The organism is Paenibacillus sp. JT31N7 (assembly GCF_059692095.1).
Map to the genome: position 1 here is coordinate 39,150 of NZ_JCAUAT010000011.1, position 24,611 is coordinate 63,760.

General features: G+C 52.3%; 28 protein-coding genes, 1 rRNA gene and 1 riboswitch. Of the genes, 4 read left to right on the forward strand and 25 right to left on the reverse strand.

Annotated elements, in window-relative coordinates:
* Positions 1-42: 42 nt before the first annotated feature.
* The 12 genes from AC58P5_RS26805 to AC58P5_RS26860 all read right to left on the reverse strand — a co-directional run bounded on the left by AC58P5_RS26805 (position 43) and on the right by AC58P5_RS26860 (position 9,986).
* Positions 43-672: a 50S ribosomal protein L25/general stress protein Ctc gene (locus AC58P5_RS26805; RefSeq protein WP_497392030.1), complete on the reverse strand. Its 630-nt coding sequence runs from the start codon at positions 670-672 to the stop codon at positions 43-45.
* Between the two features lie 81 nt (positions 673-753).
* On the reverse strand, positions 754-2,151 hold the full coding sequence (gene glmU, locus AC58P5_RS26810; protein WP_497392069.1) for a bifunctional UDP-N-acetylglucosamine diphosphorylase/glucosamine-1-phosphate N-acetyltransferase GlmU: 1,398 nt from the start codon (positions 2,149-2,151) through the stop codon (positions 754-756).
* 115 nt (positions 2,152-2,266) lie between these two features.
* A complete protein-coding gene (gene spoVG / locus AC58P5_RS26815; protein WP_009671859.1) occupies positions 2,267-2,551 on the reverse strand; it encodes a septation regulator SpoVG in 285 nt (94 codons plus the stop codon).
* A 114-nt stretch (positions 2,552-2,665) separates the two neighbouring features.
* Positions 2,666-3,052 carry a RidA family protein gene (locus AC58P5_RS26820; protein ID WP_009671871.1) on the reverse strand — a complete coding sequence of 129 codons (387 nt, stop codon included), beginning with the start codon at positions 3,050-3,052 and terminating at the stop codon, positions 2,666-2,668.
* Between the two features lie 16 nt (positions 3,053-3,068).
* On the reverse strand, positions 3,069-3,893 hold the full coding sequence (purR, locus tag AC58P5_RS26825) for a pur operon repressor (RefSeq protein ID WP_497392031.1): 825 nt from the start codon (positions 3,891-3,893) through the stop codon (positions 3,069-3,071).
* 169 nt (positions 3,894-4,062) lie between these two features.
* Positions 4,063-4,917 (reverse strand): 4-(cytidine 5'-diphospho)-2-C-methyl-D-erythritol kinase, encoded by an 855-nt coding sequence (gene ispE, locus AC58P5_RS26830; protein WP_497392033.1) that lies wholly within the window; start codon positions 4,915-4,917, stop codon positions 4,063-4,065.
* A 359-nt stretch (positions 4,918-5,276) separates the two neighbouring features.
* The gene (locus tag AC58P5_RS26835; RefSeq protein WP_497392035.1) at positions 5,277-5,456 is read right to left on the reverse strand and encodes a small, acid-soluble spore protein, alpha/beta type; all 180 of its coding nucleotides are present in this window, start codon (positions 5,454-5,456) and stop codon (positions 5,277-5,279) included.
* A gap of 182 nt (positions 5,457-5,638) precedes the next feature.
* Positions 5,639-5,920: a biofilm formation stimulator Veg gene (veg, locus tag AC58P5_RS26840; protein WP_009671869.1), complete on the reverse strand. Its 282-nt coding sequence runs from the start codon at positions 5,918-5,920 to the stop codon at positions 5,639-5,641.
* Positions 5,921-6,303: 383 nt separating this feature from the next.
* A complete protein-coding gene (gene yabG / locus AC58P5_RS26845) occupies positions 6,304-7,182 on the reverse strand; it encodes a sporulation peptidase YabG (RefSeq protein ID WP_497392037.1) in 879 nt (292 codons plus the stop codon).
* A gap of 61 nt (positions 7,183-7,243) precedes the next feature.
* Positions 7,244-8,164 carry a 16S rRNA (adenine(1518)-N(6)/adenine(1519)-N(6))-dimethyltransferase RsmA gene (gene rsmA / locus AC58P5_RS26850; protein WP_497392039.1) on the reverse strand — a complete coding sequence of 307 codons (921 nt, stop codon included), beginning with the start codon at positions 8,162-8,164 and terminating at the stop codon, positions 7,244-7,246.
* A 48-nt stretch (positions 8,165-8,212) separates the two neighbouring features.
* Positions 8,213-8,758 carry a ribonuclease M5 gene (gene rnmV, locus AC58P5_RS26855; RefSeq protein ID WP_497392041.1) on the reverse strand — a complete coding sequence of 182 codons (546 nt, stop codon included), beginning with the start codon at positions 8,756-8,758 and terminating at the stop codon, positions 8,213-8,215.
* A 106-nt stretch (positions 8,759-8,864) separates the two neighbouring features.
* Complete coding sequence (locus AC58P5_RS26860; protein WP_497392043.1) at positions 8,865-9,986, reverse strand: resuscitation-promoting factor; 1,122 nt, start codon at positions 9,984-9,986, stop codon at positions 8,865-8,867.
* 284 nt (positions 9,987-10,270) lie between these two features.
* A riboswitch (cyclic di-AMP (ydaO/yuaA leader) is annotated at positions 10,271-10,465 on the reverse strand.
* A gap of 288 nt (positions 10,466-10,753) precedes the next feature.
* Here AC58P5_RS26860 and AC58P5_RS26865 point away from each other — a divergent pair.
* Positions 10,754-11,497 carry an ABC transporter ATP-binding protein gene (locus tag AC58P5_RS26865; RefSeq protein WP_497392045.1) on the forward strand — a complete coding sequence of 248 codons (744 nt, stop codon included), beginning with the start codon at positions 10,754-10,756 and terminating at the stop codon, positions 11,495-11,497.
* Positions 11,494-12,756, forward strand: coding sequence for an ABC transporter permease (locus AC58P5_RS26870; RefSeq protein ID WP_497392047.1), 1,263 nt, complete (start codon positions 11,494-11,496; stop codon positions 12,754-12,756). Before AC58P5_RS26865 ends, AC58P5_RS26870 begins: the two co-directional genes overlap by 4 nt.
* On the opposite strand, the gene AC58P5_RS26875 is transcribed toward AC58P5_RS26870, so the two are convergent.
* Together AC58P5_RS26875 and AC58P5_RS26880 are read right to left on the reverse strand one after the other, a co-directional pair.
* Positions 12,739-13,506 carry a TatD family hydrolase gene (locus AC58P5_RS26875; protein WP_497392049.1) on the reverse strand — a complete coding sequence of 256 codons (768 nt, stop codon included), beginning with the start codon at positions 13,504-13,506 and terminating at the stop codon, positions 12,739-12,741. The two genes, AC58P5_RS26870 and AC58P5_RS26875, sit on opposite strands and share 18 nt — an antisense overlap.
* 35 nt (positions 13,507-13,541) lie before the next feature.
* Positions 13,542-14,816 carry an HD domain-containing protein gene (locus AC58P5_RS26880; RefSeq protein WP_497392051.1) on the reverse strand — a complete coding sequence of 425 codons (1,275 nt, stop codon included), beginning with the start codon at positions 14,814-14,816 and terminating at the stop codon, positions 13,542-13,544.
* 340 nt (positions 14,817-15,156) lie between these two features.
* Here AC58P5_RS26880 and AC58P5_RS26885 point away from each other — a divergent pair, with 340 nt between their 5' ends.
* A complete protein-coding gene (locus AC58P5_RS26885; RefSeq protein WP_009671874.1) occupies positions 15,157-15,411 on the forward strand; it encodes an AbrB/MazE/SpoVT family DNA-binding domain-containing protein in 255 nt (84 codons plus the stop codon).
* A 493-nt stretch (positions 15,412-15,904) separates the two neighbouring features.
* Here the strand turns inward: AC58P5_RS26885 and rsmI are convergent, their stop codons facing one another.
* From rsmI to AC58P5_RS26935, 10 genes are all read right to left on the reverse strand, one after another.
* Positions 15,905-17,002: a 16S rRNA (cytidine(1402)-2'-O)-methyltransferase gene (rsmI, locus tag AC58P5_RS26890; protein WP_497392053.1), complete on the reverse strand. Its 1,098-nt coding sequence runs from the start codon at positions 17,000-17,002 to the stop codon at positions 15,905-15,907.
* Positions 17,003-17,008: 6 nt separating this feature from the next.
* Positions 17,009-17,806: a tRNA1(Val) (adenine(37)-N6)-methyltransferase gene (locus AC58P5_RS26895; protein WP_497392055.1), complete on the reverse strand. Its 798-nt coding sequence runs from the start codon at positions 17,804-17,806 to the stop codon at positions 17,009-17,011.
* Between the two features lie 75 nt (positions 17,807-17,881).
* Entirely contained in the window at positions 17,882-18,220 is a 339-nt protein-coding gene (gene yabA / locus AC58P5_RS26900; RefSeq protein WP_497392057.1) for a DNA replication initiation control protein YabA, read from the reverse strand.
* A 36-nt stretch (positions 18,221-18,256) separates the two neighbouring features.
* Entirely contained in the window at positions 18,257-19,060 is an 804-nt protein-coding gene (locus tag AC58P5_RS26905; protein WP_016424270.1) for a PSP1 domain-containing protein, read from the reverse strand.
* A 1-nt stretch (position 19,061) separates the two neighbouring features.
* Positions 19,062-20,039 carry a DNA polymerase III subunit delta' gene (holB, locus tag AC58P5_RS26910; protein WP_497392059.1) on the reverse strand — a complete coding sequence of 326 codons (978 nt, stop codon included), beginning with the start codon at positions 20,037-20,039 and terminating at the stop codon, positions 19,062-19,064.
* Positions 20,040-20,060: 21 nt separating this feature from the next.
* Positions 20,061-20,507 (reverse strand): YaaR family protein, encoded by a 447-nt coding sequence (locus AC58P5_RS26915; RefSeq protein WP_497392061.1) that lies wholly within the window; start codon positions 20,505-20,507, stop codon positions 20,061-20,063.
* A 58-nt stretch (positions 20,508-20,565) separates the two neighbouring features.
* Positions 20,566-20,895 carry a cyclic di-AMP receptor DarA gene (darA, locus tag AC58P5_RS26920; protein ID WP_009671881.1) on the reverse strand — a complete coding sequence of 110 codons (330 nt, stop codon included), beginning with the start codon at positions 20,893-20,895 and terminating at the stop codon, positions 20,566-20,568.
* Between the two features lie 19 nt (positions 20,896-20,914).
* Positions 20,915-21,580 carry a dTMP kinase gene (tmk, locus tag AC58P5_RS26925; protein ID WP_497392063.1) on the reverse strand — a complete coding sequence of 222 codons (666 nt, stop codon included), beginning with the start codon at positions 21,578-21,580 and terminating at the stop codon, positions 20,915-20,917.
* A 46-nt stretch (positions 21,581-21,626) separates the two neighbouring features.
* Positions 21,627-23,150 carry an aminotransferase class I/II-fold pyridoxal phosphate-dependent enzyme gene (locus AC58P5_RS26930; protein ID WP_497392065.1) on the reverse strand — a complete coding sequence of 508 codons (1,524 nt, stop codon included), beginning with the start codon at positions 23,148-23,150 and terminating at the stop codon, positions 21,627-21,629.
* Between the two features lie 110 nt (positions 23,151-23,260).
* Entirely contained in the window at positions 23,261-23,446 is a 186-nt protein-coding gene (locus AC58P5_RS26935; RefSeq protein ID WP_009671897.1) for a sigma factor G inhibitor Gin, read from the reverse strand.
* Positions 23,447-23,716: 270 nt separating this feature from the next.
* On the opposite strand from AC58P5_RS26935, the gene AC58P5_RS26940 reads away from it, so the two are divergent.
* The gene (locus tag AC58P5_RS26940; RefSeq protein WP_497392067.1) at positions 23,717-24,232 is read left to right on the forward strand and encodes a hypothetical protein; all 516 of its coding nucleotides are present in this window, start codon (positions 23,717-23,719) and stop codon (positions 24,230-24,232) included.
* A 271-nt stretch (positions 24,233-24,503) separates the two neighbouring features.
* Here AC58P5_RS26940 and rrf read toward each other — a convergent pair.
* A 5S ribosomal RNA gene (gene rrf / locus AC58P5_RS26945) occupies positions 24,504-24,611 on the reverse strand; the annotation flags it as partial.

A 24,611-nucleotide genomic window follows, 5' to 3' on the forward strand; every position in this document is an offset into this window, starting at 1 on the left:
GGATAACCGGCAGCAGCCTTTCTTTTTTGCCCTAAGGCCGTTCTATTCTTTCGATTCGGCAGCTTCTTCAGCCGCAGACTCAGCATCGGCCGCAGGCTCGTCCGCAGTTGTTTCTTCGACTTCCTTCTGCGGTTGAAGCACGGTAACCACAACGTCCTGGGCTTCCGTTTTCACTTCGACGTTCTCAGGCAGCTTCAGATCGGATACGAGGATATTCTCCCCGATGCCGAGATTACTGATATCCACCTGAACAGAGTCCGGCAGATCATCAGGCAGACAGCGGACGTCGAGCTGTGCAGTCTCCAGTTGGAGAATGCCGCCTTCCTTCACGCCTGCCGCTTCTCCCACGATCTCGATGGCAACCGTTGCTTTAACCGGCTCGTTCATGTTGATCTGATGGAAATCAATGTGGATGACATCCTGACTCAGGCTGTCTCTCTGAACTCCGCTGATAAGTACGGGGCGCTTGCCCACGCCTTCGATATTAAGATCAATCACCGCATTCGGGTGGCTTTTCAGCAGCGGCACGAGTTCCTTCCGCTCCAGAACAACCGTCAGGCTGTCCGTGGTTTTCCCGTAAACTACGCCAGGCACCTTGCCTTGTCTGCGCAGCTGCTTCGCCTCCGACTTGGTGGCATTGGTTCTGGTATTTCCTTTAAGAGCTACTCCCATACAAAAAGAACCTCCCTTTTAGATGGCTATAGATAAATTACCCATCTCGGGGAGGTTTAAACCAATTATTTATAAAAAAGTTTACGAGTGCTTGTTTTCTTTTTTCGCTTTCATCTTGCTGCGTACGCGGTCAGCGTAGCCTGTTTTATTCGTCTGGCGCTCGCGGGCGATCGCAAGGTCGTTGTCTTCCACGTTGTGCGTAATCGTCGATCCCGCCACCACGTAGGCTCCGTCGCCGATTTTAACAGGGGCGATCAAGTTTACGTTGCTTCCGATAAAAGCATCGTCGCCGACTTCCGTCAGGCTTTTGTTGAAGCCGTCGTAATTGACCGTGATGGCGCCGCAGCCGAAATTGACGTTCTTGCCGATCACGGCGTCTCCCACGTAACTAAGGTGCGACACCTTCGAGCCCTCGCCAAGCTTGGCGTTTTTGATTTCCACGAAATCGCCGATTTTGACATGCTCGCCCAGATCCGCTCCCGGACGCAGGTAAGCGAACGGCCCCACATTCGCGTGGCTGCCGACTTTGGCTTCCTGAAGCACCGATTGCTTGACGGTTACTTCGTCGCCCAGCGTACTGTCGCAAATCTCGGTGTTCGGTCCGATCTCGCATTCCGATCCGATGACGGTTTTGCCCCGCAGAGTAGTCCCCGGATACAGAACCGTATCCGGCCCGATCACGACATCTTTCTCGATATACGTTTGAGAAGGGTCGATGAACGTTACCCCGCCCACCATGTGTCCGCGGTTGATACGCTGACGCATCAACGTCTCCGCTTCTGCGAGGGCGATCCGGTCGTTAACGCCGATGGCCTCCGCTTCGTCAGGCGTGCAGTATGCTTCGACGATCTCGCCGGCATTTTTCAGAATCCCGACGACGTCCGTCAAGTAATACTCGCCCTGGGAGTTCTCGTTCTTCACGTTCTCCAGCGCTTCGAACAGCTTGCGGTTATCGAAGCAGTAGGTGCCCGTGTTGATCTCGCGCACAGCCGCTTCTTCCGGGCTGCAGTCCTTCTGCTCGACGATTCGGTCCACCCGTCCGCCTTCGCCGCGGATAATGCGTCCGTAGCCCGTGGCATCCGTCATTTCCGCTGTCAGAATAGTGCCCGCAGCGCCTTTTTCCTTATGCAGCTGGAGCATTTTCTCCAGCGTTTCCGGACGGACCAGCGGCGTATCTCCGCATACGACGAAGGTAACGCCGTCTTCCGCTCCGATAACATCCTTCGCCTGAAGGACGGCATGTCCCGTACCGAGCTGCCGCTCCTGAAGAGCATATTCCGCCCGGTCTCCCAAATAGCCTTTAACGGCTTCGGCCCCGTGGCCTACAATTACGATCGTTTTCTCCGTTTGTATATGTTCAAGTGTATCCAGTACGTGTCCCACCATCGGTTTTCCGCAGACGGAATGCAGCACTTTGTACAGCTTGGATTTCATTCGTTTCCCTTGTCCTGCGGCCAGTACAATCGCCATCAGCTTCAACTTCAATCCACTCCTTCTTCTCCTCTGGGTTTCACCCATGACTATAGCTTATCTGCCGGAAAAAGAAAAGAGAGCCCTGCAGGAACAGGACTCCTTCTGCCAAAACCGGCGTTGATTATGCGCCTTCTTCAATAACTTCCTCTTCCGCAGCCGCACGGTCGTACTCAGACAAAACCGCCGCTTGAATCTTCTCGCGGGTTGTGGATGAAATCGGATGGGCAATATCACGGAACTCCCCGTCCGGAGTCCGTTTGCTAGGCATTGCAACAAACATTCCATTGTTGCCGTCAATAACACGAATATCATGTACGACGAATTCGTTATCGATGGTAATGGAAGCAATCGCCTTCATTCTTCCTTCGGAATTCACCCGGCGAAGTCTGACATCTGTAATTTGCACTGTGTTCACCACCTTTTTCCATTCGCAGGACTTGGTGTATACTTCCACATTTTCGTGCAAATTCCTTCTGGATAAAGAGGAAAAATTTAGATTTTCCTTAAATTAAATGTCCTCTTAAACGTTTTCGACAGCTATCGCCGCAATCAGTTCGATTTCGACAAGCACATCTTTCGGAAGCCTTGCCACTTCTACGGTAGAACGCGCCGGCTTATGTTCGCCGAAGTAGGAAGCGTACACTTCGTTAATCGCTCCGAACTGGTTCATATCCTTGATGAAGACAGTCGCTTTGACCACGTTCTGAAGAGTCGCTCCCGCTTCTTTAAGTACCGCCTGAAGATTCCGGAACACCTGATGCGTCTGCTCCGTAACGCCGCCCTCTACGAGCTGGCCCTCGGCATTTAATGGAATTTGTCCCGATGTGAAAACGAGATTGCCTACCTGTACTGCCTGGGAATACGGCCCGATGGCAGCCGGTGCTTCATTCGTTGAAAGGATACGCATAACTTAGATCTCTCCTTTATTCGGAATCGAAATAATTTCCAGGAATGACGGTTACCTGTTTGGTTTTGGAATCGACGCCGGTCAGCTTAGCGAGAGAGATATAATCTTTCACAAGCTCCTCCTCGACCTCGTTCGATTCAATGAACACGCCCACTCCGCCGACGGTTGCCTTGAATTCGCTTAGCAGATCCACCATTCCTTGAATCGTGCCGCCCGCCCTTTTGAAATCGTCAATGATCAGGACCCGTGCCCCTTCCTGGAGCGTGCGTCTGGCCAGTGACATCGTTTGTATGCGTTTGCTGGACCCCGAAACATAATTAATGCTTACGGCGGATCCTTCCGTAGCGTTGCTGTCGCGTCGCACCGTCACAACCGGCAGGTTCATAAAGGAAGCCGTTGCGTAGGCAAGCGGGATGCCCTTGGTTTCTACCGTCATCACGACGTCCAACTCTCTGCCCGCGAAAGCGGTAGCGAACGTTTTGCCGATTTCGTTCAATACTTGCGGCCGCCCCATAATATCGGCCATATACAAAAATCCGCCCGGCAGCACGCGTTCCGGCTGCTCAAGCTGATTGCACAAATCCTGCACGAATGAAAGCGACGCTTCCTTGGCGACCTTCGGAATAAATTTCACGCCTCCGGCAGCGCCGGCAAGTGTATGGAGTTCCCCGAGTCCTTCGTCCTCGAATACCTCTTTAATAATCGCCAGATCTTCACTGATTGAAGATTTGGCCGAACTGTAACGTTCCGCGAATGTAGTCAGCGGTATGAGCGTATGCGGCCGAAACAACAAATACTGCGTCATCTCAACCAACCGAGCGCTTCGCTTCAATTTTTTCATGACGCACCCCTAATAAAAACCGAATATTATAAAGAGAATATACCATTTTTGTCCGTCTTTGTACAACCTATACAAGGAAAACGTCACATTCGGGACAAGGTTGCCCCCGTCCGGGCAGAAAAAAAGCTCCTCACCGGGAGCTATCGCACTGATTTCGAATGTCCGATGCTTACGGGAGCATCCGGACAGCGTATACGTCCTTGCAGAACCCTCTTAGCCCGTTATAGATCCGTGCAACCTTCGCTTCCTTCGATACAAGACCGAATACGGTCGGACCGCTGCCCGACATAAGCACGCCGTCGGCTCCCAGCCTCTCCATCACTTCTTTCATCTGCCGGACTTGAGGATACAGCTGCAGAGTGACCTCTTCGAGCACGTTGCCGAGACTTCCGCACAGCTCGTCGTAACGCTTATGCCGGATAGCCTCCAAAACCCGCTTAGTGTCCGGATGATGGTTGATTCCCGCGGCATTCAGCTTGCCGTACACCTCCGAGGTGGACACGTTGATAGGCGGCTTTGCGAGAATGACCCAGCACTGGAGAGGGTTGTCCACCGGGTGCAGAATCTCTCCGCGGCCGGTGGCGAGCGCAGTTCCGCCCGTCACGCAGAAGGGAACGTCCGAGCCTAGCTCGCCGCCCAGCTTCTGCAGCTCCTCCGTGGGAATGCCGAGTCCCCACAGCCGGTTCAACCCGCGCAGCGTAGCCGCGGCGTCACTGCTCCCTCCGGCGAGCCCCGCGGCCACCGGAATCTTTTTATCCAAATGTATATAGACGCCCTTGCGGACGTCGTACCGATCTTTTATGAGCCTCGCGGCCTGGAAGGCGAGGTTCTTCTCATCAAGCGGAATGTAACCGGCCTGACTTGAAATGATGATCGTATCCCGCGGAAGCTCCTGCATTTCGATCCTGTCGGCCAGATCGACCATCGTCATAACCATTTCCACTTCGTGGTAGCCGTCTTCCCGTTTCCGTAACACGTCCAGGGACAGGTTGATTTTGGCCGAAGCTCTTTCGTATATTTTCACAACGGTCACCTTCTTTTGGGCGCTTTGCCGATAATAGCTTCACATATTATAGCAAATGCCTCTAAGAAAAGCTAAAGCTTCCGGCACGTTTCAAACACAGGCTGGCCGGTCATTTTCCAATTGTTTACTTATTTATTAACAATTGTATTTAACAGTGCTTATCCAGTACTATCTTAGCTTCTATAAGAGGATGAACCTGCAAATCGCTCACCCGCCATTTACTCCGGACCGGAACTTCCAGGCAGACCCGATCACTCCATTCCGATGAATGTGCCGCATCTTTCTAAGCTAACCTTGCCGGATGAAGTTCAGCCTCTACTATGCCCTTCGGCATTTAATCGGCGCAGCAGCCTCCCCGTTTACGGACGGCGTTTTAGGGTCTGCTCGGCGATCTGTAGAGCTCTTTTCACCATATTTCCCGCATCCTTGCTACGTATCCCGCCCCAGCCTTCGCGCTCGACTGTCTCATAGAAACCAAGGTCCTTGGCGAGTTCGTACTTAAACTCCTCCGACATGACGCCCCTTCTTCTTCTGCTCATCTTAGTTCCTCCTTTAGAGTGCGGTTGCGGTAGGTTTCCCCCAGTAGTATGCGTCGGGAACGGAATGTCATTCACTCGCAACGGGACATGGACAGAAACGTATCCCTTGTCCCCTACAATCCTTGCACAAAAGCACCCTGGAAAAGCAAAAAACGGCAGCTCCCATAGGAGTGCCGCTGTTCTTAATGCTGTATATACGTGATGCGGAGTTCTTCTGCTGCGTCATCGTCACAAACCGTAACTTCAACGGATTCGGTCAAAATATCCGCGTAGCTGTACGAGACCCGCTTAAATGATTGTTGTTCCTGGTCTAGCTTTACGATAAAAACAGAAGGGTAGGTTTCTTCCAAAACACCGAAACGCTCAATGGTTTTCCGACGGCCGCCATTTGCTTTCAACATGATTTTCTGTCCAACATGAGGCTCAAGACTGCGTTTGATTTCCAACAGCGCATTTTTAGCCATTGTGATCTACCACCTCTTTCTCTGTTTATTATACCTCAAAACAGCATGTTTGTCAAACAAGCCAAATATTATATCAGCCAGACAAATACGTTGTCAACGGTATAAAATCCTAATTTTATTTCTTTTCACAGGCATAGCTTTTGTCAAAATCTGCAGAATTATGCACCACTGCCTTTTCCTAAGGTCCGCCGGTTCGTTACAGACCCAACTTCTCTGGCCTAAACCAAATCATATAAAAAAGCGCACAGCCCCTTGTATCCAAGATACATGGTTCTGTACGCTTATTTTTAAACGCCATGCAGGTGCTAAAGCCGCATCTTTATTCCGCAGGCCTTAGGGCACCGCTTCCCGCCCTCGGCTTCATTAGCCGCCCTGCCAGAAGCTTATACGGTGGCTTCCGCAGTCAGGTTCACAAGCCTGGGCACACCCATCCGGTAGCTCCCCCTGGTCTCAATGCCGCCGACGCCGTCCAGCCCCGTTACCGTAACGCTGGCCAGATCGGCCATGGACACGGTGTCCCGAATCGATGTGTAGGACGCTTTGGCCGCTATACATAGGGGATCCAGCGCATGAATGAGCACCCGGGCCGGAGAGCTTGCAAAATTCGCTCCGGCCTGCAGCAGCGCCTCGAAGTGGGACTGGCAGGCCCCCGCCACGATCGTCAGCGCATCGCGGTTGTTCTGGTACTGCCGCGCAACTTGGACGGCTCTGACGAAATGAAGCGAGTTTTTATAGCTGTCGAGCTGGTGTACGTCCAGCTTCTTTCTGTTTTTCAGCAGTCCGTCGTGTCCCGTGACAACGACGATATCGGGCTTTACCTGCGGAAGGAGCCGCTGCAGGGTGACGGCCATCTGAGATTCGTTTACATAGAAGCCCTCCGCGGGAATGCGGAGCTCCCCGTACAGATTCATGCTTTTGCGCAGATAGTTCGGATCGCCGTCCAGATGCAGGACTTTACCCGGCATCTCGAAATATTGCGTATTCTCGGGCAGCTTATTGCGCACCAGATCATCGTTGAGCTGATACAGCTCCTGACGAAACTGGCGGATGCTGCGGATTGTCTCGCCTACCCTGGGCAAATTCACTCTGGGAAAATCCGAATCGCGGGCGACCGTTATGCGGGATAGATCAGCAATGGGAGCGTCCGCCAGCAGGCGAAAATCGACGCCCCGAAGAATCGCCCTTGTCGTATCGATCTCCTGGATTCGAAAAATGATATCGTTGCCGTAGGATTTGCGGGTCGCCAGATCGCCTTGCCTCATGAAGCCATCCCCTCCTAAGCCTATCGTATGGCAGGGATGGGCAATTGGTGATTAGCCCGCTTTATTTGCTGCAGGTCGGGCAGTTCCGCAGAGCTTCCGTTACGCGGCCGTATTCCTCCATGCTGAGCGTTTCGCCGCGGCGGCTGGGCTCGATGCCCGCCTCCAGCAGAAGAGCCTCCAAATCGCGCTTGTTCTCTTTGGAGAAGAACCGGGCTCCGAGGTTGTTATAGATCGTTTTGCGCCGCTGCGCAAAGCTGGCTTGTACCACCTCGAAGAAGAAGTCTTCGTCCGCCACTTCGACTGGAGGCCCTTTGCGCAGACGCAGGCGGATCACAGCCGAGTCCACGTTGGGCTGTGGCACGAAAACGGTACGCGGAACGATCGTAACCAGTTCCGCTTCGCAATAGAATTGTACGGCGATGCTGAGGCTGCCGTACTCCTTGCCGCCCGGCTTGGCCGCCATCCGGTCCGCCACTTCCTTCTGGATCATCACGACGATGTTTTCGAGCGGAAGCTTCTCTTCGAGCAGCTTCATGATGATCGGCGTCGTGATGTAATACGGAAGGTTGGCGACGACACTGATTCCGGACAAGCCGGAGAATTTCTCCTCGATCAGCTGCCTCAGATCGAGCTTCAACACGTCGCCGTGGACGACCTCGGCCGTCGGATAGGGCGTCAGCGTCTCCCGCAGGATGGGGAGCAGACGCTGGTCGATCTCCACTGCGACGACGCGGCCGGCTTCCTTCGCCAGCTGCTGGGTCAGAGCGCCGATTCCGGGCCCGATCTCCAGCGCCCCCTTCTCGGGAGTAAGCTCCGCCGCGGAAATGATATTGCGCAGAATGTTGCCGTCCGTAAGAAAGTTCTGTCCCAGACTTTTTTTGAGCACCAGATTGTGCCGGTTTAGAATATCTTTGGTGCGTTTGGGCGTTGCCACATCTTCAGAAGCAAAGGACGGGCCGCTGCCTTGTTCATTTAAGTTCATAGTCATCCTCCAAACTTCCGTTCCTGACGAAAGCTGCCTGTACGTAAATTATTGATCCGGACGGTCCAGCTGCTCTATGGCAGCCTCGAACTCTTCCCGGGAAATTTGAAAAGCGGCGCAGCGCTTGTAAAACTGCTTACCATTACAATACCCGATTCCGAGCTTTTTTCCTACTTCCAGCCGTCTGGCCGCGGCATCGGGATGAACAACGAGGCCGGCGGCAATCAGATCTTCCCATGTCAGCAAAGACACGACACCTTCATATTCGGTCTTTACGTTCGCCAGAGCGGACCGTATAGCCTCCGGTGTCGCGTTCTCGACTCCGATGTCGCCGCGCTTCTCCGCAAGTTCCTGGGGAAGAAAAGCGTGCTTGCAGCCGGGGACCTTGCCTGAAATGATTTTACGGATGCGCTCTCCCGCATGATCCGGATCCGTGAAGACAATGACCCCTCGGCGCTCCTGGGCCAGCCGGATGCGGTCCAGAATGGCCCGGTTGATTGCCGATCCTCCCGTTTCGATCGTATCCGCTTCAACCGCCCGCTTGATGGCGGTAGTATCGTCTTTTCCTTCGACAACAATGATTTCTTTGATCATCTTCTTTATCCTCTCTTAAGCGCACAAAAAGAAGAGGGTGTCCCTCTTCTTTTTGCATACAGTTTGTTACCGGTTTGTAAATCTTCGTTTCAGGTAACATGTTATCCTAATCTTGTGTCGGTTTATTCGGACCGATGACATAAACGGTATATCCCCGTTTCACACCGAAAGTCTTGGCATAACTCATGCTGTCGAAATATACGTCCATTTTCTGGCCTTTAATAGCACCGCCCGTATCTTCTGCACGGCGGTATCCGATGCCTTCAATGTACACCCACCAGCCTAACGGCACGACTGATGTATCTACGGCAATCGTCTGGCCTTGCACTGGTTTCGTTCCACTGGCGGTCCGGTTACCAACGCCCGGCTCTTGGGAAGAGTATGCGGTCAAGGTAACGTTCTTTAATATTTTCTTCGCGTCTATGTCGGTACCTGCTTTAGTTACCTGCTTAGGCTTAACCGGTTCGGATGCGGCTGCCACCGTAACGACCGGATTTTTTGTGCCTACAGCCACAATCTTATCCACACTGGCGTTTTTGACTGCTTGATCGATAACCTGCTCGGATACGAGTTTTCCGTTTTCGAAAATCTTCTCTTTCTTTTTGACCAATACGCCTTCCTGGCCTTCCTGTACGACCTGCTCTTTGCCTTTCAGCAGATCCTCATTGGATTTCTTGACCACACTGAATGCGATGGGCTCCGAAATTTCTTCCGTTTCTTTCTTCACCCGGACAACTTCGATAGCCGCATTGGCTGAAAGCTCCGTGTCTTTGGCCGGAGTCACTTTGTCGTGCTCTCCCAGCGAAATATTTGAATCTTGCAGAACTTCATCTACCGTTTTCGCAGTGGTATGCACAGTTTGTGTCTGCCCGTCGGCAGTTAGCTGCACGGGTGATGCATGATCGATGACAATCTTCTGACCGTCTTGAATCTTGCCGTCCAGCGGCATAGATATCTGATCGTGCTCACCGATTGTAATGGCTTGTTCATCCAGTAGGCGTTGCAGGACCCATTGTCTTGTTTCCACAACGGTTTCTCGTCCGTTTACCACCAATGATACGCTTTTACCAGCCGTACCGTATAACAACACCAAAAACATGAAAGTCAAAGCGAATGAAATGATAGCTGCAAGGATGATCATACGCAAGTTTTCATGCTTCCATCGCAATGCGAAGGACATGCTGGATGATCGCTTAACATGGGTCTCTGGTTGCGAGATATTGCCCACTTCTTCGGTCCTCCTTCAAAGCCTCGCCTCTGTGATACGCATGATGATTGGACGCGACTTAGGTTTATTTGGTGGTTCCTAACGGAACCCTTGCAATTGGCTACTTTCCCGCCGGCTGACCGGTTGCTCTCAGTCTCACGGGGTCTGCACCACCTCCGCTTGATGTTTACCTGTATGCGGGTCGGATACCCGTCCGATATGGAACAAAAAAGGCCATCGGAAAGAGAAAGCTTCCCGGTGGCCTGTGTGTGAGCGCGACTAAACAGAATGACACGACAGTTGGTTATCTCTCCCGGTACGCTTACGAGGTTAGCTGACGGATTCGGGCCGTGAGAGCTGCCCTACTCGCCGGCGGTGCTGCCTGCACCTGCCATTGAGATTCACCCCAAATTGTTTCCTGTTGTATCGGCCCAAAACTGTTCCGACCTTGACAGCGGTTCCCCCGTTTTCCTTTTACGGAAACTCAGCGTTAAAACTTGGCGTTTATTAAGTTATCATGAAAGTATATTACGCTCAAATATCCAACCTGTAAAGGGGTCATATTCCTTAAAAATAAGCAAATTTAACCAAACCAACGGCATTTATCTAATTATCTTGCAGTCGTTCTCCTTTTTTCTCCCGTTATCTCACTCCTAGTTTCCTCCATTTCCGCCGTTCCGCTTGGGCATTGGGCTTCCAGGCATTTTTTGACTATAATAAAAGATACGGCAATCAGCCCGAAATGGCCGAAAGCCGCAATAACCGATTGAAGAAAAGCAGGTGAAGGCATGGATCCAATTCTTCACATCTCCCGTCTCAGCGGAGGCTATCTGCCCGGAAAACCGATTCTCCGCGATCTCGATATTACAGTCGGACAAGGTGAAATGGTGGGTCTGATCGGACTCAACGGAGCGGGAAAAAGCACGACCATCAAACACATCCTCGGGCTCCTGAAGCCCCAGGAAGGCAGCGTCCGCATCCGTAACCGGACCCTGGAAGAAGACCCGCTGGGATACCGGTCCTCGTATTCTTTCGTACCGGAGTCTCCCGAATTGTACGACGATCTCACGATTGAAGAGCATTTGGAACTGACGGCGATGGCTTACGATATTCCGAAGGAAGTGTACCAGGAACGTTCCGGCCGCCTAATGAGCGAGTTCCAGATGGAGCCTAAGCGCAAAAGCTTCCCGGGCCAGCTTTCCAAAGGGATGAAGCAGAAAGTCATGATCATGAATGCGTTTCTTGTCGAGCCCGCGCTTTATGTCATTGACGAGCCGTTCCTGGGCCTTGACCCGCTGGCGATGCGTTCTCTTCTCGACATTATGGCGGACTTCAAGAGCCGGGGCGCCAGCTTCCTGATCTGTTCTCACATCCTCGCCACGATCGAAAGATACTGCGACCGGTTCGTCGTTCTCCATCAGGGACGGATTCTTGCCCAAGGCACGCTGGAGGAACTGAGACAACAAACCGGGCTGTCCGATGCGACGCTTGACGAGCTGTTCTATGAGCTGGTGCGGAGGAATCCGGCATGAACCACGAAGCAGCCGTTCACAGAGACGGTACGGCCGCAGCAGTCCGGCAGCTGTGGAAGCGGAGATTCGACCATTACCGGCAGGAAACGTCCCGCTACTGGGCTTATGTCGCAAGAAGCCAGTTTTTCGGTTTTCTTTTCCTGATTTTTATCGTTTCTTCTTATTATTACGCAAAAATACTTCAACAGCTTCCGACATCTTTTCCCTATATCTGGATCGTTCTGCTCGTGCTCGTTCCGGCTCTTGCAGCCGGCTCTGTGCGCACGCTCCTAAGGAATGCGGACCGGGTGTTTCTGCTTCCGCTGGAACCCGTTATGAACGTGTTCTTCCGGGCGGCCTTCCGCTACAGTTTAGGGATCCAGGCCGCACGCTCCCTCATTCTGATGCTGATTATTTGGCCTTTGTACAAACACTGCACGGGTACGGAAGGACAGCCTTTGTGGCTGATGGCGATTTTTGTTCTTCTAATAAAAATAGCCAACCTGCTCGGATCGTGGCAGGAAGGCCGTTTTTCATCTCCCGGATGGCGTCTGGTCTCGGCGGGTTACCGCTGGATCTTAAGCGCAGCCGTCGTATTCGCCTTGTTCGGAACGGGTCCGCTTCCGGGCGGGATCGTTCTATTGACTGGACTTGCCGTCTGGATAGCCGTGTACAGGCTTGGGCCCGGACGGCGGGCAATCGGCGTCGCCTGGGATTATCTCATCGACAACGAGCGCAAGCAGCAGTACCGGCTGTACTTGTTTTTTAGCGGCTTCGCCGATGTGCCCCAGCTACCTGTGCGGGTAAAACAGAGACGATGGCTGGCGGGCATTGCGGACCGGTATTCGTTCCGGTCTTCATCTCTTTATCTGTATCTCTTCACGAAGACGTTTGTCCGTTCGGAGCTGCTCGGCATCGTCGTCCGGATCACGCTTGTCGCCGGTCTGGCGGCCGCGGCCGTTCAATCCGCACAGGTTGCCGCCGCCGTCTGCCTCGTGGCCATGTTCATCTCGGTGATCCAGCTTACTTCGCTGGAACAATCGCACCGCTACACGTTCTGGCTGCAGACTTATCCGGTAGATCCCCGCCGGAAAGTGGACGCCGTGGTGCGGATCATCAGCGCCGCTTTCATCCTGCAGGGGTTCGTTTTTACCCTGCTGATGCTGTTAAGCGGAGCGGGCGTCTATGCAACCGCTCCGCTCGCGGGCCTCGCGCTTGGCCTCGTGCTTTGCGCCACGGTAATGAAGCGGAAATTTACCGCTTCATTTGAGGCCGAGTAGGCGCACGGCATTGTCCGTCGTCACCTTGGCGAGTTCCTCGAGGCTCATGCCGCGCAGCTCGGCGGCCGCTTCCGCAACGAGACGCACATAGGACGTCTCGTTGCGCTTGCCCCGGAACGGATGCGGCGTCAAATAAGGCGCATCCGTTTCGATAAGCAGGCGGTCAAGCGGCACCTGCTTGAGGACTTCCTTGGGCTGCTTGGCGTTTTTGAACGTAATGGGCCCGCCGAAGGAAATATGAAAATTCATATCCAGACACTTCTTCGCCGTTTCCCAGCTGCCGGAATAGCAGTGCATAATGCCGCCGACTTCGGCGGCTTTTTCTTCTTTCAGGATATCGACGATATCTTGATGAGCCTCGCGGTTATGGATCACGATCGGGAGCCCGACCTTTCGTGCAAGGCGGATCTGCTCGCGGAACACTTTTGCCTGCACATCTTTCGGGGACGTATCCCAGTGATAGTCCAGCCCGATCTCCCCGATCGCCACTACTTTCTCGTGCCTGCACAGTTCTTCGATCCATTCAAGGTCGCCCGGCTGCATATCAATGGCATCTGTCGGGTGCCAGCCTACAGTCGTCCATATAAAATCGTACTTCTCGGCAAGCTCGATGGAAGAAGGAATGGTTTCGCGGTTGAACCCTACGTTAACAATCCGGGTTACTCCATTATCCCACGCCCTTTGGATAGCTTCATCGCGGTCTTCATCGAAAGCTTCATTGTTCATATGAGTATGAGTATCGGTCAGCATAACGGGAACTCCTTTTATTTCGTCTGTTTTTTGAATTAGGCGTTGAACAGCTTCCTACGGAGGGCCGCAACCTTGCCACCCTCTCTTTCAAACAATTCGGCGGGATAATAAATACGGTGCTGCCCCATGTGAATGCCCGAGATCGATTTGACGATTTCGGAGCGCGCCGAAATTTCCGTCAGTTTGTCCTGGCCGTCAAGCAGCAGAATGGGCTGTTTGTCTTCCTTGCCGGTATCGGGCCGGTAAACGTCATACGACTGGTCCGACGGGAAATCCAGCTCCAGGTAATAATCCGCATCAAACCCGGCTTCCTCCAGAGCGTCGCGGAATTCCGTCAGGAGCTCTTTGTCCCATTCTTCCACGGCCGAGAATTTGAACAAACGGCGGTGCAGAAAACGGCCGGACAAATCAGCCAGCACGGGGTCTTTTTCCATACTCCAATACATGAGAACCGTCTGCATCAAAGATTCGTCCAGGAGGAAATAATCCTCCAAAGACAATTTTCCTTGGAAAAGATGAAGGATGGGCTCCGGCATAAATTTAAACGAGTAGTCGTCTTCGAACAGCGCTTTGGCGCACTCCAGAACTTTCCCCAGCAAAATTTCCGCACTCCGGGTAACCGGATGAAAATAAACCTGCCAGTACATCTGATAACGGGACATTAAATAATCTTCAACAGCATGCATCCCGCTCTCTTTTACGACAATTTTCCCTTTATAAGGCCGGACTACCCTCAAAATACGCTCCAGATCGAAAGTTCCGTAATTAACACCCGTAAAATACGCATCCCGCAGCAAATAATCCATCCGGTCGGCATCGAGCTGGGACGAGACGAGACTCGTTACAATCTCCTTGCGATACGTTTTGCAAATGACACCGGCGACGTCATGAGCAAACGTCGGAGAGACTCTGGAAAGCACCTGATTCACTTCACTGTCACCCAAAATGATCCGACAGGACCAATTTTCGTGATTCGTTCCGAATACTTTTTCTATAGAGTGGGAAAAGGGGCCGTGACCGACATCATGCAGCAGGGCGGCGCATAAACAAAGGAGCCTTTCCTCTTCGGGCCAGTCGGCATACGAATTTCTTTCAAACTGAGAAATAATCTTTCTCGTAATCTCGTAAACGCCGAGCGAGTGAGAAAAACGGCTGTGCTCCGCGCCGTGAAAGGTCAGGAACGAAGTACCCAGTTGGCGGATACGCCGCAGCCGCTGAAATTCCCTGGTGTTGATGAGGTCCCATACCGTACGGTCCTGCACATAAATATATTTATGGACAGGGTCTTTAAAAACTTTTTCTTCTATCATTTTTCCGCCTCCTTTTCGACATAAAAGCCGACTATTTGACCATTTAAACAAGGAATTTGTCGAATAATGTTACTGGCCATTTTCCAAACCAAGAGGTACTTGTCACAAAAATAAAACAATTGTCAGTTGGAAAGAAAGCGGTTAACTGCAAAGGATCCACTTATTTTTAAGGGTTAAGGAGGAATTCGGCAATTCATAAAGAATTCATTAAATATAAAAACTGCAATTAGAGACCAATTTTGGGTTGACTATTTTGGGAATGCTTGGTATCATAAATATCGAAAACTATGTCGAATAATGACGATTAATTATTTCAGTAGATTGGAAGGAGCTTTTATATATGATGAAATCCACAGGTATTGTAAGAAAAGTTGACGAATTGGGGCGTGTCGTTATTCCAATCGAACTTCGCCGTACACTTGGTATCGGTGAAAAAGACGCGCTGGAGATTTATGTAGACGGCGAGCGCATCATGCTCAAGAAATATGAGCCTGCTTGTATCTTCTGCGGCAACGCTGAAAATGTGACTTATTTCAAAGGAAAAATTGTTTGTCACGAATGTTTAAATGAAATGCCAATACCTGTGACAAAGTAAGAAAAATAGTATATAATAAGAACTAGCAAAGTTCCCATTGGTAATTCTAACCTTTTTCATATCTCCTCTACGTCTCTGATCCCGGCAGACCACTGCCATGGATTAGGGACATTTTTTTATGTCCGGAGATGTAGAAAAGTTTTCTGCAGATACGAGTATACGACCCGCCCGGAACTTGAGGGAAACAGGAGCCGCTGAAAGTGCCCCAGCGCCTCTGCATAGAATGCTCCGCCGAGCAGCAAGCGTTCACTCGACGTGGATGAAGCCGCCCAGACTAACAGCCGCTTATCCACCTTAGCTCCATTTGAGGCTCCGGAAGCGGAAATCCTGAGATCGGCTCTGCCCTATCCGCGTGTTCCTTATTGCTCAGGCGAGAACGCGCCCTGCCGGAAGATTACACACCGCGCGCTTCCGGCGCTGGGTGCAGCGTCACACGACGGTGACCAACAATCAGTCCCCCGATCCCCAGCATGATTTCCCTGCCGCCGGAAGATTAATTCCGAAGCAGCTCGTTGTAGACATCCCGCTTCGGCAGGCCTCGGTCGGAAGCGGTCTTTTTGATCGCTTCCTTCTTGTTAAGCCCCTGCTCCATGTAATGGGCGGCATGTGCCTCCAGCGAAAGCTCCTTCCACCACGCGGCTTCCGCCTCCGCCGTTTCGGCCGCGCTGCGTCCCTCCACGAGGACGACGTACTCGCCCTGAGGCGGATGCTCGCCGAGATGGGCCAGCGCCCCGCTGATCCGGCCGCGTCCGAATTCCTCATAGCGCTTCGTCAATTCGCGCGCCAGGCAGATCTCCCGATCCCCCCATGATTCGAGCATCTGCTCGAGCGTACGGACAACCCGATGGGGGGATTCGTAAAACAGCAGCGTGCCCTGCGCGGGCGCCAGCCTCGCCAGCTCCCGCTGCTGATCTTTCTTATCGCGCGGCAGGAACCCGATGAAGGTGAATTCATCGGTAGGCAGCCCAGAGGCGATAAGGGCCGACAAGGCCGCGTTCGCTCCCGGGATCGGCACGACCGTAACTCCGGCTTCAATTGCCAGCCGGACCAAATCGTGCCCGGGATCGGAGATGGCGGGCAGCCCCGCATCGCTGACCAGCGCGATGGTCTGCCCCTCGCTCATGAGCCGGACCAGCTCCGGGCCGCTCGCCTGCTTGTTGTGCTCGTGATAGCTGACGAGTCTTCCGGAAATGTCGAAGTGAGTCAGCAGTTTGCGGGTCTGGCGTGTATCCTCCGCGGCGATAAGGTCCGCTTCCTTGAGGATGCGGACGGCCCGGTAGGTCATGTCTTCGAGATTACCGATCGGAGTGCCGACCAGATAAAGCATTCCCGTGCCGGCCGACTTCTCCGTTTTACGGCTGCGGCCCCTCCCCTGAATCTCTTCCGGTGGAGATGAGATGGCCTTATGGCCGTACGGTTCTTTGTGGAGCGTTTCAGCACCGGCCTGACTTTCCGTAATCAGTGAATTTTCCGGTTCTAACGCCGCTTGATCCTTCACATTCTCCGCTGTATGCGCCGTATCCCCCTCCTTCCCGATTGTGCGCAGATCGTCTTTCTTCATTATATAGCTTCGCTGTATGTTAAAATTCATGACGGATTATCCTCGGTTTCTTTCGTTTTCCGGGCTCTTTTGCCCGCCTGCTTCCAGCTCACTCTTCTCCCCGTAGAATACGGCATGAAGTTCGCCGCAGTACCGTCCGCCCTCCTCGTGAACGAAGAGCGGCGGAAGGGTTCGCATATCCGCTTTGCCGTCACGGATGCCTTCGATCAGTACCATCATCGCCTCTTCCCCCTGCCGCGGATGGACAAAACGGACTCTTTTGGGCTCGACGCGGTACTGTCTCATTAATGTACAAATATCGACCAGCCGGTTCGGCCGGTGTACCATGGCCATCTTGCCTCCGGCTTTGAGCAGTTTAGCGGAAGCCGCTACCACATCCTCCAGGGTACAGAAAAGCTCGTGCCTTGCGGCAGCTACATGTTCGTTGCGGTTTTGTTCGCCTGCCGGGACCGGCAAATAGGGCGGATTGACCGTCACCAGATCATACTGTGAAGCTCCCAGCGTCCGGTGAATCTGCTTGAGATCAGCATGTACCATGTGAAGCCTTTCCTGCAAACCGTTCAGCTCAATATTGCGCATCCCCATACCTGCCAAGCGCTCCTGGATTTCGACGCCCCAGATCTCGGCCGCGGATGTCCTCGTAGACAACAGAAGGGGAATCACTCCGTTGCCTGAGCACAGATCCACAATTTTGCCCCGTGGAGGCACCGTGCAGAACCTTGCCAATAAAACCGCATCCAAAGAAAAAGCAAATACCTCTTCGCTTTGAATGATTTTCAAATCATGTGTCAGCAGATCGTCGATCCGCTCCGATTCACGCAGTGCAACCTGCACGCGGACTCCTCCTTTATTTTAACCGGATTTCCCATATGGAAAAAACCGTAGAGAAAAAATTCCCTACGGCTTACGTTATTTATTTAAGAAAGACAGGCAGAACAAACAGTCTCCTTCCGTCCGCAGGTGTCCGTAATAGACATTGCAGATATGGAAGCCTTCATAATACAGACGGGCCAGGTTGTCGTACCCCTCTCCGATTACAGGCTCAACGCCTTTCTCCGGTTGGGAGTCCGTCTCCTCGGCATCCCCCTGCTTCAGCAATTTGCGAAGCTGTTGATTTTCCATCATCAGCCTTTGATTATCCTCAAGCAAAGAAATGATGGTTTTCTTCAAATCGCCAAGCTCCGCGTATGCTTTTCCGATCTGTTCTTCCAAACCGTCGATTTGCGCAAACATTTCATGTTTCTCCACTGTCTCACCTCAAGTAACGCTTCCCGCATCCGTTAACTAGTCTTGCTCCGCTACATCGTCAAAAGGAAGATCCATTATTTTGCCGATATCGTACAGCTGAACCTTGCAAGTTTTTTCGTTCATATTCAGTGAAAGCACCTTGCCGTTGCCGAGTGAGGTAATCACATAAGTTCCTACGGAAGGCACGCTGTCTTTGGCGCTTTCGTAGTTGTCATGCTCGAACTTCAAGCAGCACATAAGCCGGCCGCATAATCCCGAAATTTTGGTCGGATTCAGCGACAGGTTCTGGTCCTTGGCCATCTTAATCGACACCGGTTCAAAATCCCCCAGGAAGGAGGAACAGCACAAGATTCTGCCGCATGGTCCGATACCGCCCAGCATTTTGGCTTCATCCCGTACTCCGATTTGGCGGAGTTCGATACGCGTTCTGAAAATGCTCGCCAGGTCCTTAACCAGCTCCCGGAAGTCGACCCTTCCCTCAGCCGTAAAATAAAAAATTATTTTGTTGCGGTCAAATGTATATTCCACGTCCACCAGCTTCATTTTGAGCTGATGATCCTTGATTTTATTCAAACATATCCCGAAAGCATCTTTGGCCGCTTTCTTGTTCTCTTCAACAAGCTGGGCATCAGTCGGATTCGCAATCCGGATGACTTTCTTGAGCGGAAGGACAACATCGTTCTCTTGAACGGTTTTCTTTCCGATGACCACTCTACCATATTCGATGCCTCTAGCGGTTTCAACGATTACGGCGTTCTCTTGTTCCACAGGAAGGTCAATGGGATCAAAATAATACACCTTGCCCGCCTTTTTGAAGCGGACACCTACGACGGAATACATGTTACACCCCCTGTATGTCCACTAGCATTTTCTCGACGACCAGCTGCGGATTGGCATTGAAGCGCAGCCGTTTTTGAAGTTCAACCGCCCGGGCCAGTAAACGCACCCATTCTCCGGTTTCCCTCTTGAACGACAGCGGACCCATCCAGTCCATCTGGTCGATATATACGAAATTCTCCTTGCGACCGATTCGCAGGGAAACCATGTCTTTCAACCATAAAATCATGAGATCGAAAAGCAGAGCCGTATGATCGGCCAGCCCGGCTTTGATCCACTTCTGCTGCAGCGTAACAAAGGAAGACGGATAACGTGTCAGCGTTTCCCTCAACAATTGTATCATTGTGCTGCGGATTTCGGCAAACCCATTTGTCTGAATCATTTCTTTGGCCGCCTGTATGCCGGCCGTCAGATGAATGGCAGGCTGCACCAGCGCAGCGGGATGACCTTCTTCCAGCAGCACTCTCGCCATCTCGGCCCGCGGCATGGGTGTGAAAGAAATCCATTGAGACCGGGACTGGATGGTCGGCAGCAGAGCATGTCCGTTCTCGGTAATGAGTACCGCAACGACTTTCGAGTTCGGTTCTTCCAAAAACTTAAGCAGACTGTTGGCAGCCTGAACGGTCATTTTCTCCGCTTGGTTCAGAATATAAAACTTCGTGCCTGAACCTGCGGAACGGTAGGCAAACTGCTTCTGCAGTTCACGTATTTGATCGATCTTGATGGAAGCCCCGTCAGGCTCAATTCGGTAAAGATCCGGATGATTGCCATGCTCGACCTTCCTGCATTCCAGACATTCCCCGCAGGCGTCATCCTTGAGGTTGGTGCAGTAGATGGCTTTCGCTAGCATAAGGGCCGTTTGCTTCCTCCCTGTACCTACCGGGCCGCTAAATATATAAGCGTGCGATATTTTATCCTGCCGCAAGCCGCTTTGCAATATGCGCTTGGCCGTTTCCTGGCCTGGGATCGTTTGAAAAGACATTTTGTATATTCTCCACTGTCTTTAAAATAAAAAGTGGATCAGCATGCCTCGTATTTCGCCTATTCGCTGCAAAATTTCCAGCCGTCCCTGCTCGGTTTCAAGCAGATCGTCCGCCATGCTGAGCAGAGCGCCGTCTACTTCCTCCAGCAGCTTGTATCTCTTCGTCCGGCCTCTCCTGTCCCATCCGCGAGTTTCGCGCAAGCCGACGCCCTGACGGGCCGTTTCCTCCAGAAACTGCTTGATCAGCAGCTTGTACTGCCGGAGCTCCCGCAGTGTCATGGATCTGGAAAGACGGTCACCCTGGAGCCCGATCTGCTGAAGCATCCGGTTAAGCTGCTCCATGGTGACCTTCTCATCATGCTTGAGCATAAAGGCGGAAAAGTCTTTGGGAGGCGATTGAAGAGTCGGCGCCGTTTCAGGGACCTTTACGTTCTTACCGATCGGCTGCCACCCCGGGTTGATTTTCAAGCTTCATGCTCCCCTTTTGTTGCGTATTGGCGGGTTCCGTCGGTCGGTTCCTGCCGGTTTAGAAGTGCTCAAAACGTTCGACCGGAAGCAGAAATACGGCGGCACCGCCGACCTGAACTTCAACCGGGAACGGAATATATGAATCTGTCGTACCGCCCATCGGCGATACCGGCGTCACAAGCTGATCACGGACTTTGCAGTTAGCCTTGATCACTTTGAAAACTTCCGGAACCCGCTCATCCTCGATACCGATCATGAACGTTGTGTTGCCCGCACGCAGAAAACCGCCGGTGCTGGCCAACTTGGTTGCACGGAACCCTTCCTTGATCAAAGCATTGGAAAGACGATTGCTGTCTTTGTCTTGAACAACGGCGATTACGAGTTTCATCGCAGATCCCCCTCTTTCATTATACCTCAGGCTTTGGAAAAAAGACACGATCTAACAGTTGTTTACAATCCTGCAAAATATCACAGGCAATTTCATCCTGGGTGCGGTCTGCGTCAATCAGACAAATCCGTTCCGGATTTTGTTCCAGGATCTTCATAAACCCTTCCCGCACACGGGTGTGATACGCCTCGCCCTTCTGTTCAATCCGGTCAAGGCCTTCTCCGCCGGCTGACTGGGTCCTTGCCAACAGCCTGCGGCGGCTCGTTTCCACCGGAACATCCAGTAAGTACGTACGCGTAGGCTCCAGGCCGCCGGTCGCGAAACGGTTAATGGCCGCCACCTCATCGAAGCGGATTCCAAGTCCATAGGCCTGATAAGCCAGGCTCGCATCGACAAAACGGTCGCAGAGCACGATACGGTTCGCTTTCAGCGCCGGTACGATAAATTCCCGGACATGCTGGGCACGCGATGCGGCATAGAGCAGCACCTCCGTATGATCCGCCATCTCCTTGTAATCCGGCGTAAGAACAAGACTGCGTATGTGATCGCTGATCGGTGTGCCTCCCGGCTCCCGCGTCACGACTGTATCATATCCGAGCGCCTGCAGCGATTCGGCCAGTCTCCGCAGCTGCGTCGTTTTACCCGATCCGTCAGGCCCCTCGAATGTAAGAAATAGTTCTTTCACATTACCCTCCTAAAAATAAAAACGAAACCAACCTTCCGGCCGGAAGTTATTCTATGTTGCTTATACGGGTATCCTCCGGAGTATCCGTCAGAACCTTCAGGCAGCCCTTCGCCGCCTCCCGACTTCCATGAAATCTCGCTCCCGAATCGGCCAGCCGCTTAAGCTCGGCCGCCGTATCCTCTTGAATAAGCTCTCCAGGATACAGCAAAGGAATTCCGGGCGGATATGGGATCACCATCTCAGCGGATCTTCTTCCGGCGGAACTCTCAACCGGCATGACGCATACAGAGTCCTGTACGCTGTTCTTCCTGTCTCGGATAACGGGTATGTTCATGGGAACGGGCTTGGAAACGGAGTTAAGAAGAGGCTTATACATACTATTCGGGCTGATGCCCGGAAGTTCCTGCTTATTTGTCAAGTATTCCTTGGAAATGGCTCCACAGGCTCCCAACGCTCTCTCCGCATCTCCAATTGTCGAGGCAGGCGTCAACAGAAGCAGAACGGCTTTATCCGCAGCAAGCTCAACAAAGCATCCGGCTTCTTCTAAAAGACCTTGCAGCTCGGAGCCGCTCAATGTTCCCGTCCCGTCGTATATCGTCACCTTGAACGGATCCAGATACTCGTATGCGGCATGTTCCGAATGATGTTTTAACTGTCTAAAACCATATATGTCCTCCAGCCCGTCACGAAGTCTTTGCACGGCTTTTAACCCTTCTTCAATCCGGCTTTCGCCTTGGAGGTGAACCTGTCTCCTCGCTAGATCAAGAGAAGCCATGATCGGATAAGACGGGCTGGAGCTTTGCAGCATCGCAAGCAGCATGCGTATTCTCTCCCGGTCCAGCCGGTCATGCTGAAGATGAAGCATCGCCCCCATCGTCATCGCCGTAAGCATTTTGTGGGTGGATTGGACCACGGCATCGGCGCCGCAAGCAAGCGCGGACTCCGGCAGTGCCGGATGAAAGCCGTAATGCGCCCCGTGAGCCTCGTCCACCAGCAGCGGCAGGCCGTGCCTGTGCATCAGATCGGCATAGGGGCGCAAATTCACTCCCATTCCGTAATAGTTCGGATTGGTCAGCAGCAGCCCCTTCGCCTCCGGATACAGGGAGAGCGCGTCTTCGACGTCGCTCAGCCTGACGGAGGCGGGTATACCGCTTTCCCCGTCGGCCTGTGGGGAAATAAACACCGCGTGCGCGCCAGCCAGCATCAATCCGTGAAGCACGGATTTGTGGGCGTTGCGCTGCACGAGAAGAATGTCGCCGGGCCCGCACAGCGACATGATCATGGCGAGGTTGCCGGCCGTACTGCCGCCAACGAGAAAAAACGTCTCCTCCGCCCCGAAACAATCCGCCGCGAGCTCCTGCGCCTCGCGGATCGCCTCTTCGGGTTGGTGGAGATCGTCCAGGCCGCTGATTTCAGTATAATCGAGCGCCATCAGCGGCTCAAAAAAAGGAGCGGCCTCACGGTCCGCTCCCCTGCCTGATTTATGACCGGGTACATGGAAACTGGCCGGTCTTCGTTCATAATGCTCCCTCATTTTTTCGAAAAGGGGCGCGTTTTCGCGATTTGGCATATCCAAGCATCCTTTGAAATCCTATATTCATGAAGTAAATTAAGCATACCTGTCAGCCGTCCTGAAAATCAAGGCATATTTCAATCGTTAGTATCTTTCGGCGCCCGATATCAGGCGTTTTGCTTATAAAAAATCTGTTTTAACTGCCGGATAAAAAAAGAATATTTGACATCCATCACATCCGTGCGTACAATTTCAGCCTCGCAAGCATCGCAGATAAATTCCGAAGCGATCTGAATGCCTTCCTGCTTTTCTTCTCCGCACACGATACATTTCACCAGAACCGGGTCTTCCATACGGATCACCTCTACTTTTTTTCCTATTAGCAGTATGTCCGGTTTACGATTCTTTTAGACACAAAAGAAAGGTTGCAAGCACGTCGCGTTCGGCCTCGCTCCACGTATGTACGGGGTTTGGCACTTTTGCATGTATGCAAAGCTCTCATTGCAGCGAGCTTTCTCGCCTTTAATCTTTAAAAATCTGGGCCTTATATCCGATATAGATAGAGTACCCTACTTATGAGATACTGACTAGGACAACGATGCTTTATACGGAGGCTTTCCAATTTGAAAAAAAACACTTCCAGCGATGCGATCATCTACACGTACACCCTTCTTCGACGAATTCCGCATCATCTCCTGCTGCTCGGCGTTTATTACGCGTTTGCCGCGGTATGGGCTGTTAAAGCCCTGGTTACAGGCAGCCTGCTCTCTTTGTGTCTCGGCTATATTTTCGTTCAACTTCTTCATATGCTGGCAATCCGCGGGTATCTTCATTTTGTTAGAAAATCGGAGCCACAAGGCTGGTCTTTCCGGCTTGCTCATCTTTGGACGGGCTACATTCCTGCGCAGTACGTGATGCTTCGGTCTTTCGTCCGTCTTCACCTGCACCTGCTGATCTCGGGTTTCGCCGGTATATTGCTTCTGTATCCTTGGCTCAGCGCTGCAGCCTTATCCAATATCTTGTTTGTGCATTTGTGGATTTTAGGGGGACGGTTTTATATGTTTTTGATGTTCCGAAAACAATATCAGATCGGCTGGCTGCGCCTTCGCGCTAATGAAACTTCGTGCTACAAGCAATAGGTCTTCGTGGCTTGAGAATTAGAATCCCTGGAAATAAAATTGGTAAAAAGGCGTCTCAAAAATGGAAATTATATGTTTTAGAAATGGAAATTAAATCGAGATGGGTGGTAACCGTCTTGCGACACCACACTGCGCTAGAAACTGTGCCGCACAAAAAAAAGATCGGATCAGAGGTTCTATCTTTGACCGGTCTTCTTCTCGTGCTATTTTAAATTTATCTTTAACCAACAAAAAACCTTTTCGAATTGGGGTTCGAAAAGGTTTTATTTGTGCTTGGCAACGTCCTACTCTCCCAGGACCCTTCGGTCCAAGTACCATCGGCGCTGGAAGGCTTAACGGTCGTGTTCGGGATGGGTACGCGTGGTTCCCTTCCGCCATC

Bases quoted from the DNA above. Each gene is read 5' to 3' on its own strand.
- AC58P5_RS26805 (WP_497392030.1), bottom strand. From the start codon at position 672: ATGGGAGTAGCTCTTAAAGGAAATACCAGAACCAATGCCACCAAGTCG.
- AC58P5_RS26820 (WP_009671871.1), bottom strand. From the start codon at position 3,052: ATGCGTATCCTTTCAACGAATGAAGCACCGGCTGCCATCGGGCCGTAT.
- purR (WP_497392031.1), bottom strand. From the start codon at position 3,893: ATGAAAAAATTGAAGCGAAGCGCTCGGTTGGTTGAGATGACGCAGTAT.
- AC58P5_RS26835 (WP_497392035.1), bottom strand. From the start codon at position 5,456: ATGAGCAGAAGAAGAAGGGGCGTCATGTCGGAGGAGTTTAAGTACGAA.
- veg (WP_009671869.1), bottom strand. From the start codon at position 5,920: ATGGCTAAAAATGCGCTGTTGGAAATCAAACGCAGTCTTGAGCCTCAT.
- yabG (WP_497392037.1), bottom strand. From the start codon at position 7,182: ATGAGGCAAGGCGATCTGGCGACCCGCAAATCCTACGGCAACGATATC.
- rsmA (WP_497392039.1), bottom strand. From the start codon at position 8,164: ATGAACTTAAATGAACAAGGCAGCGGCCCGTCCTTTGCTTCTGAAGAT.
- rnmV (WP_497392041.1), bottom strand. From the start codon at position 8,758: ATGATCAAAGAAATCATTGTTGTCGAAGGAAAAGACGATACTACCGCC.
- AC58P5_RS26865 (WP_497392045.1), top strand. From the start codon at position 10,754: ATGGATCCAATTCTTCACATCTCCCGTCTCAGCGGAGGCTATCTGCCC.
- AC58P5_RS26870 (WP_497392047.1), top strand. From the start codon at position 11,494: ATGAACCACGAAGCAGCCGTTCACAGAGACGGTACGGCCGCAGCAGTC.
- AC58P5_RS26875 (WP_497392049.1), bottom strand. From the start codon at position 13,506: ATGCTGACCGATACTCATACTCATATGAACAATGAAGCTTTCGATGAA.
- AC58P5_RS26880 (WP_497392051.1), bottom strand. From the start codon at position 14,816: ATGATAGAAGAAAAAGTTTTTAAAGACCCTGTCCATAAATATATTTAT.
- AC58P5_RS26885 (WP_009671874.1), top strand. From the start codon at position 15,157: ATGATGAAATCCACAGGTATTGTAAGAAAAGTTGACGAATTGGGGCGT.
- rsmI (WP_497392053.1), bottom strand. From the start codon at position 17,002: ATGAATTTTAACATACAGCGAAGCTATATAATGAAGAAAGACGATCTG.
- AC58P5_RS26905 (WP_016424270.1), bottom strand. From the start codon at position 19,060: ATGTATTCCGTCGTAGGTGTCCGCTTCAAAAAGGCGGGCAAGGTGTAT.
- holB (WP_497392059.1), bottom strand. From the start codon at position 20,039: ATGTCTTTTCAAACGATCCCAGGCCAGGAAACGGCCAAGCGCATATTG.
- darA (WP_009671881.1), bottom strand. From the start codon at position 20,895: ATGAAACTCGTAATCGCCGTTGTTCAAGACAAAGACAGCAATCGTCTT.
- AC58P5_RS26930 (WP_497392065.1), bottom strand. From the start codon at position 23,150: ATGCCAAATCGCGAAAACGCGCCCCTTTTCGAAAAAATGAGGGAGCAT.
- AC58P5_RS26935 (WP_009671897.1), bottom strand. From the start codon at position 23,446: ATGGAAGACCCGGTTCTGGTGAAATGTATCGTGTGCGGAGAAGAAAAG.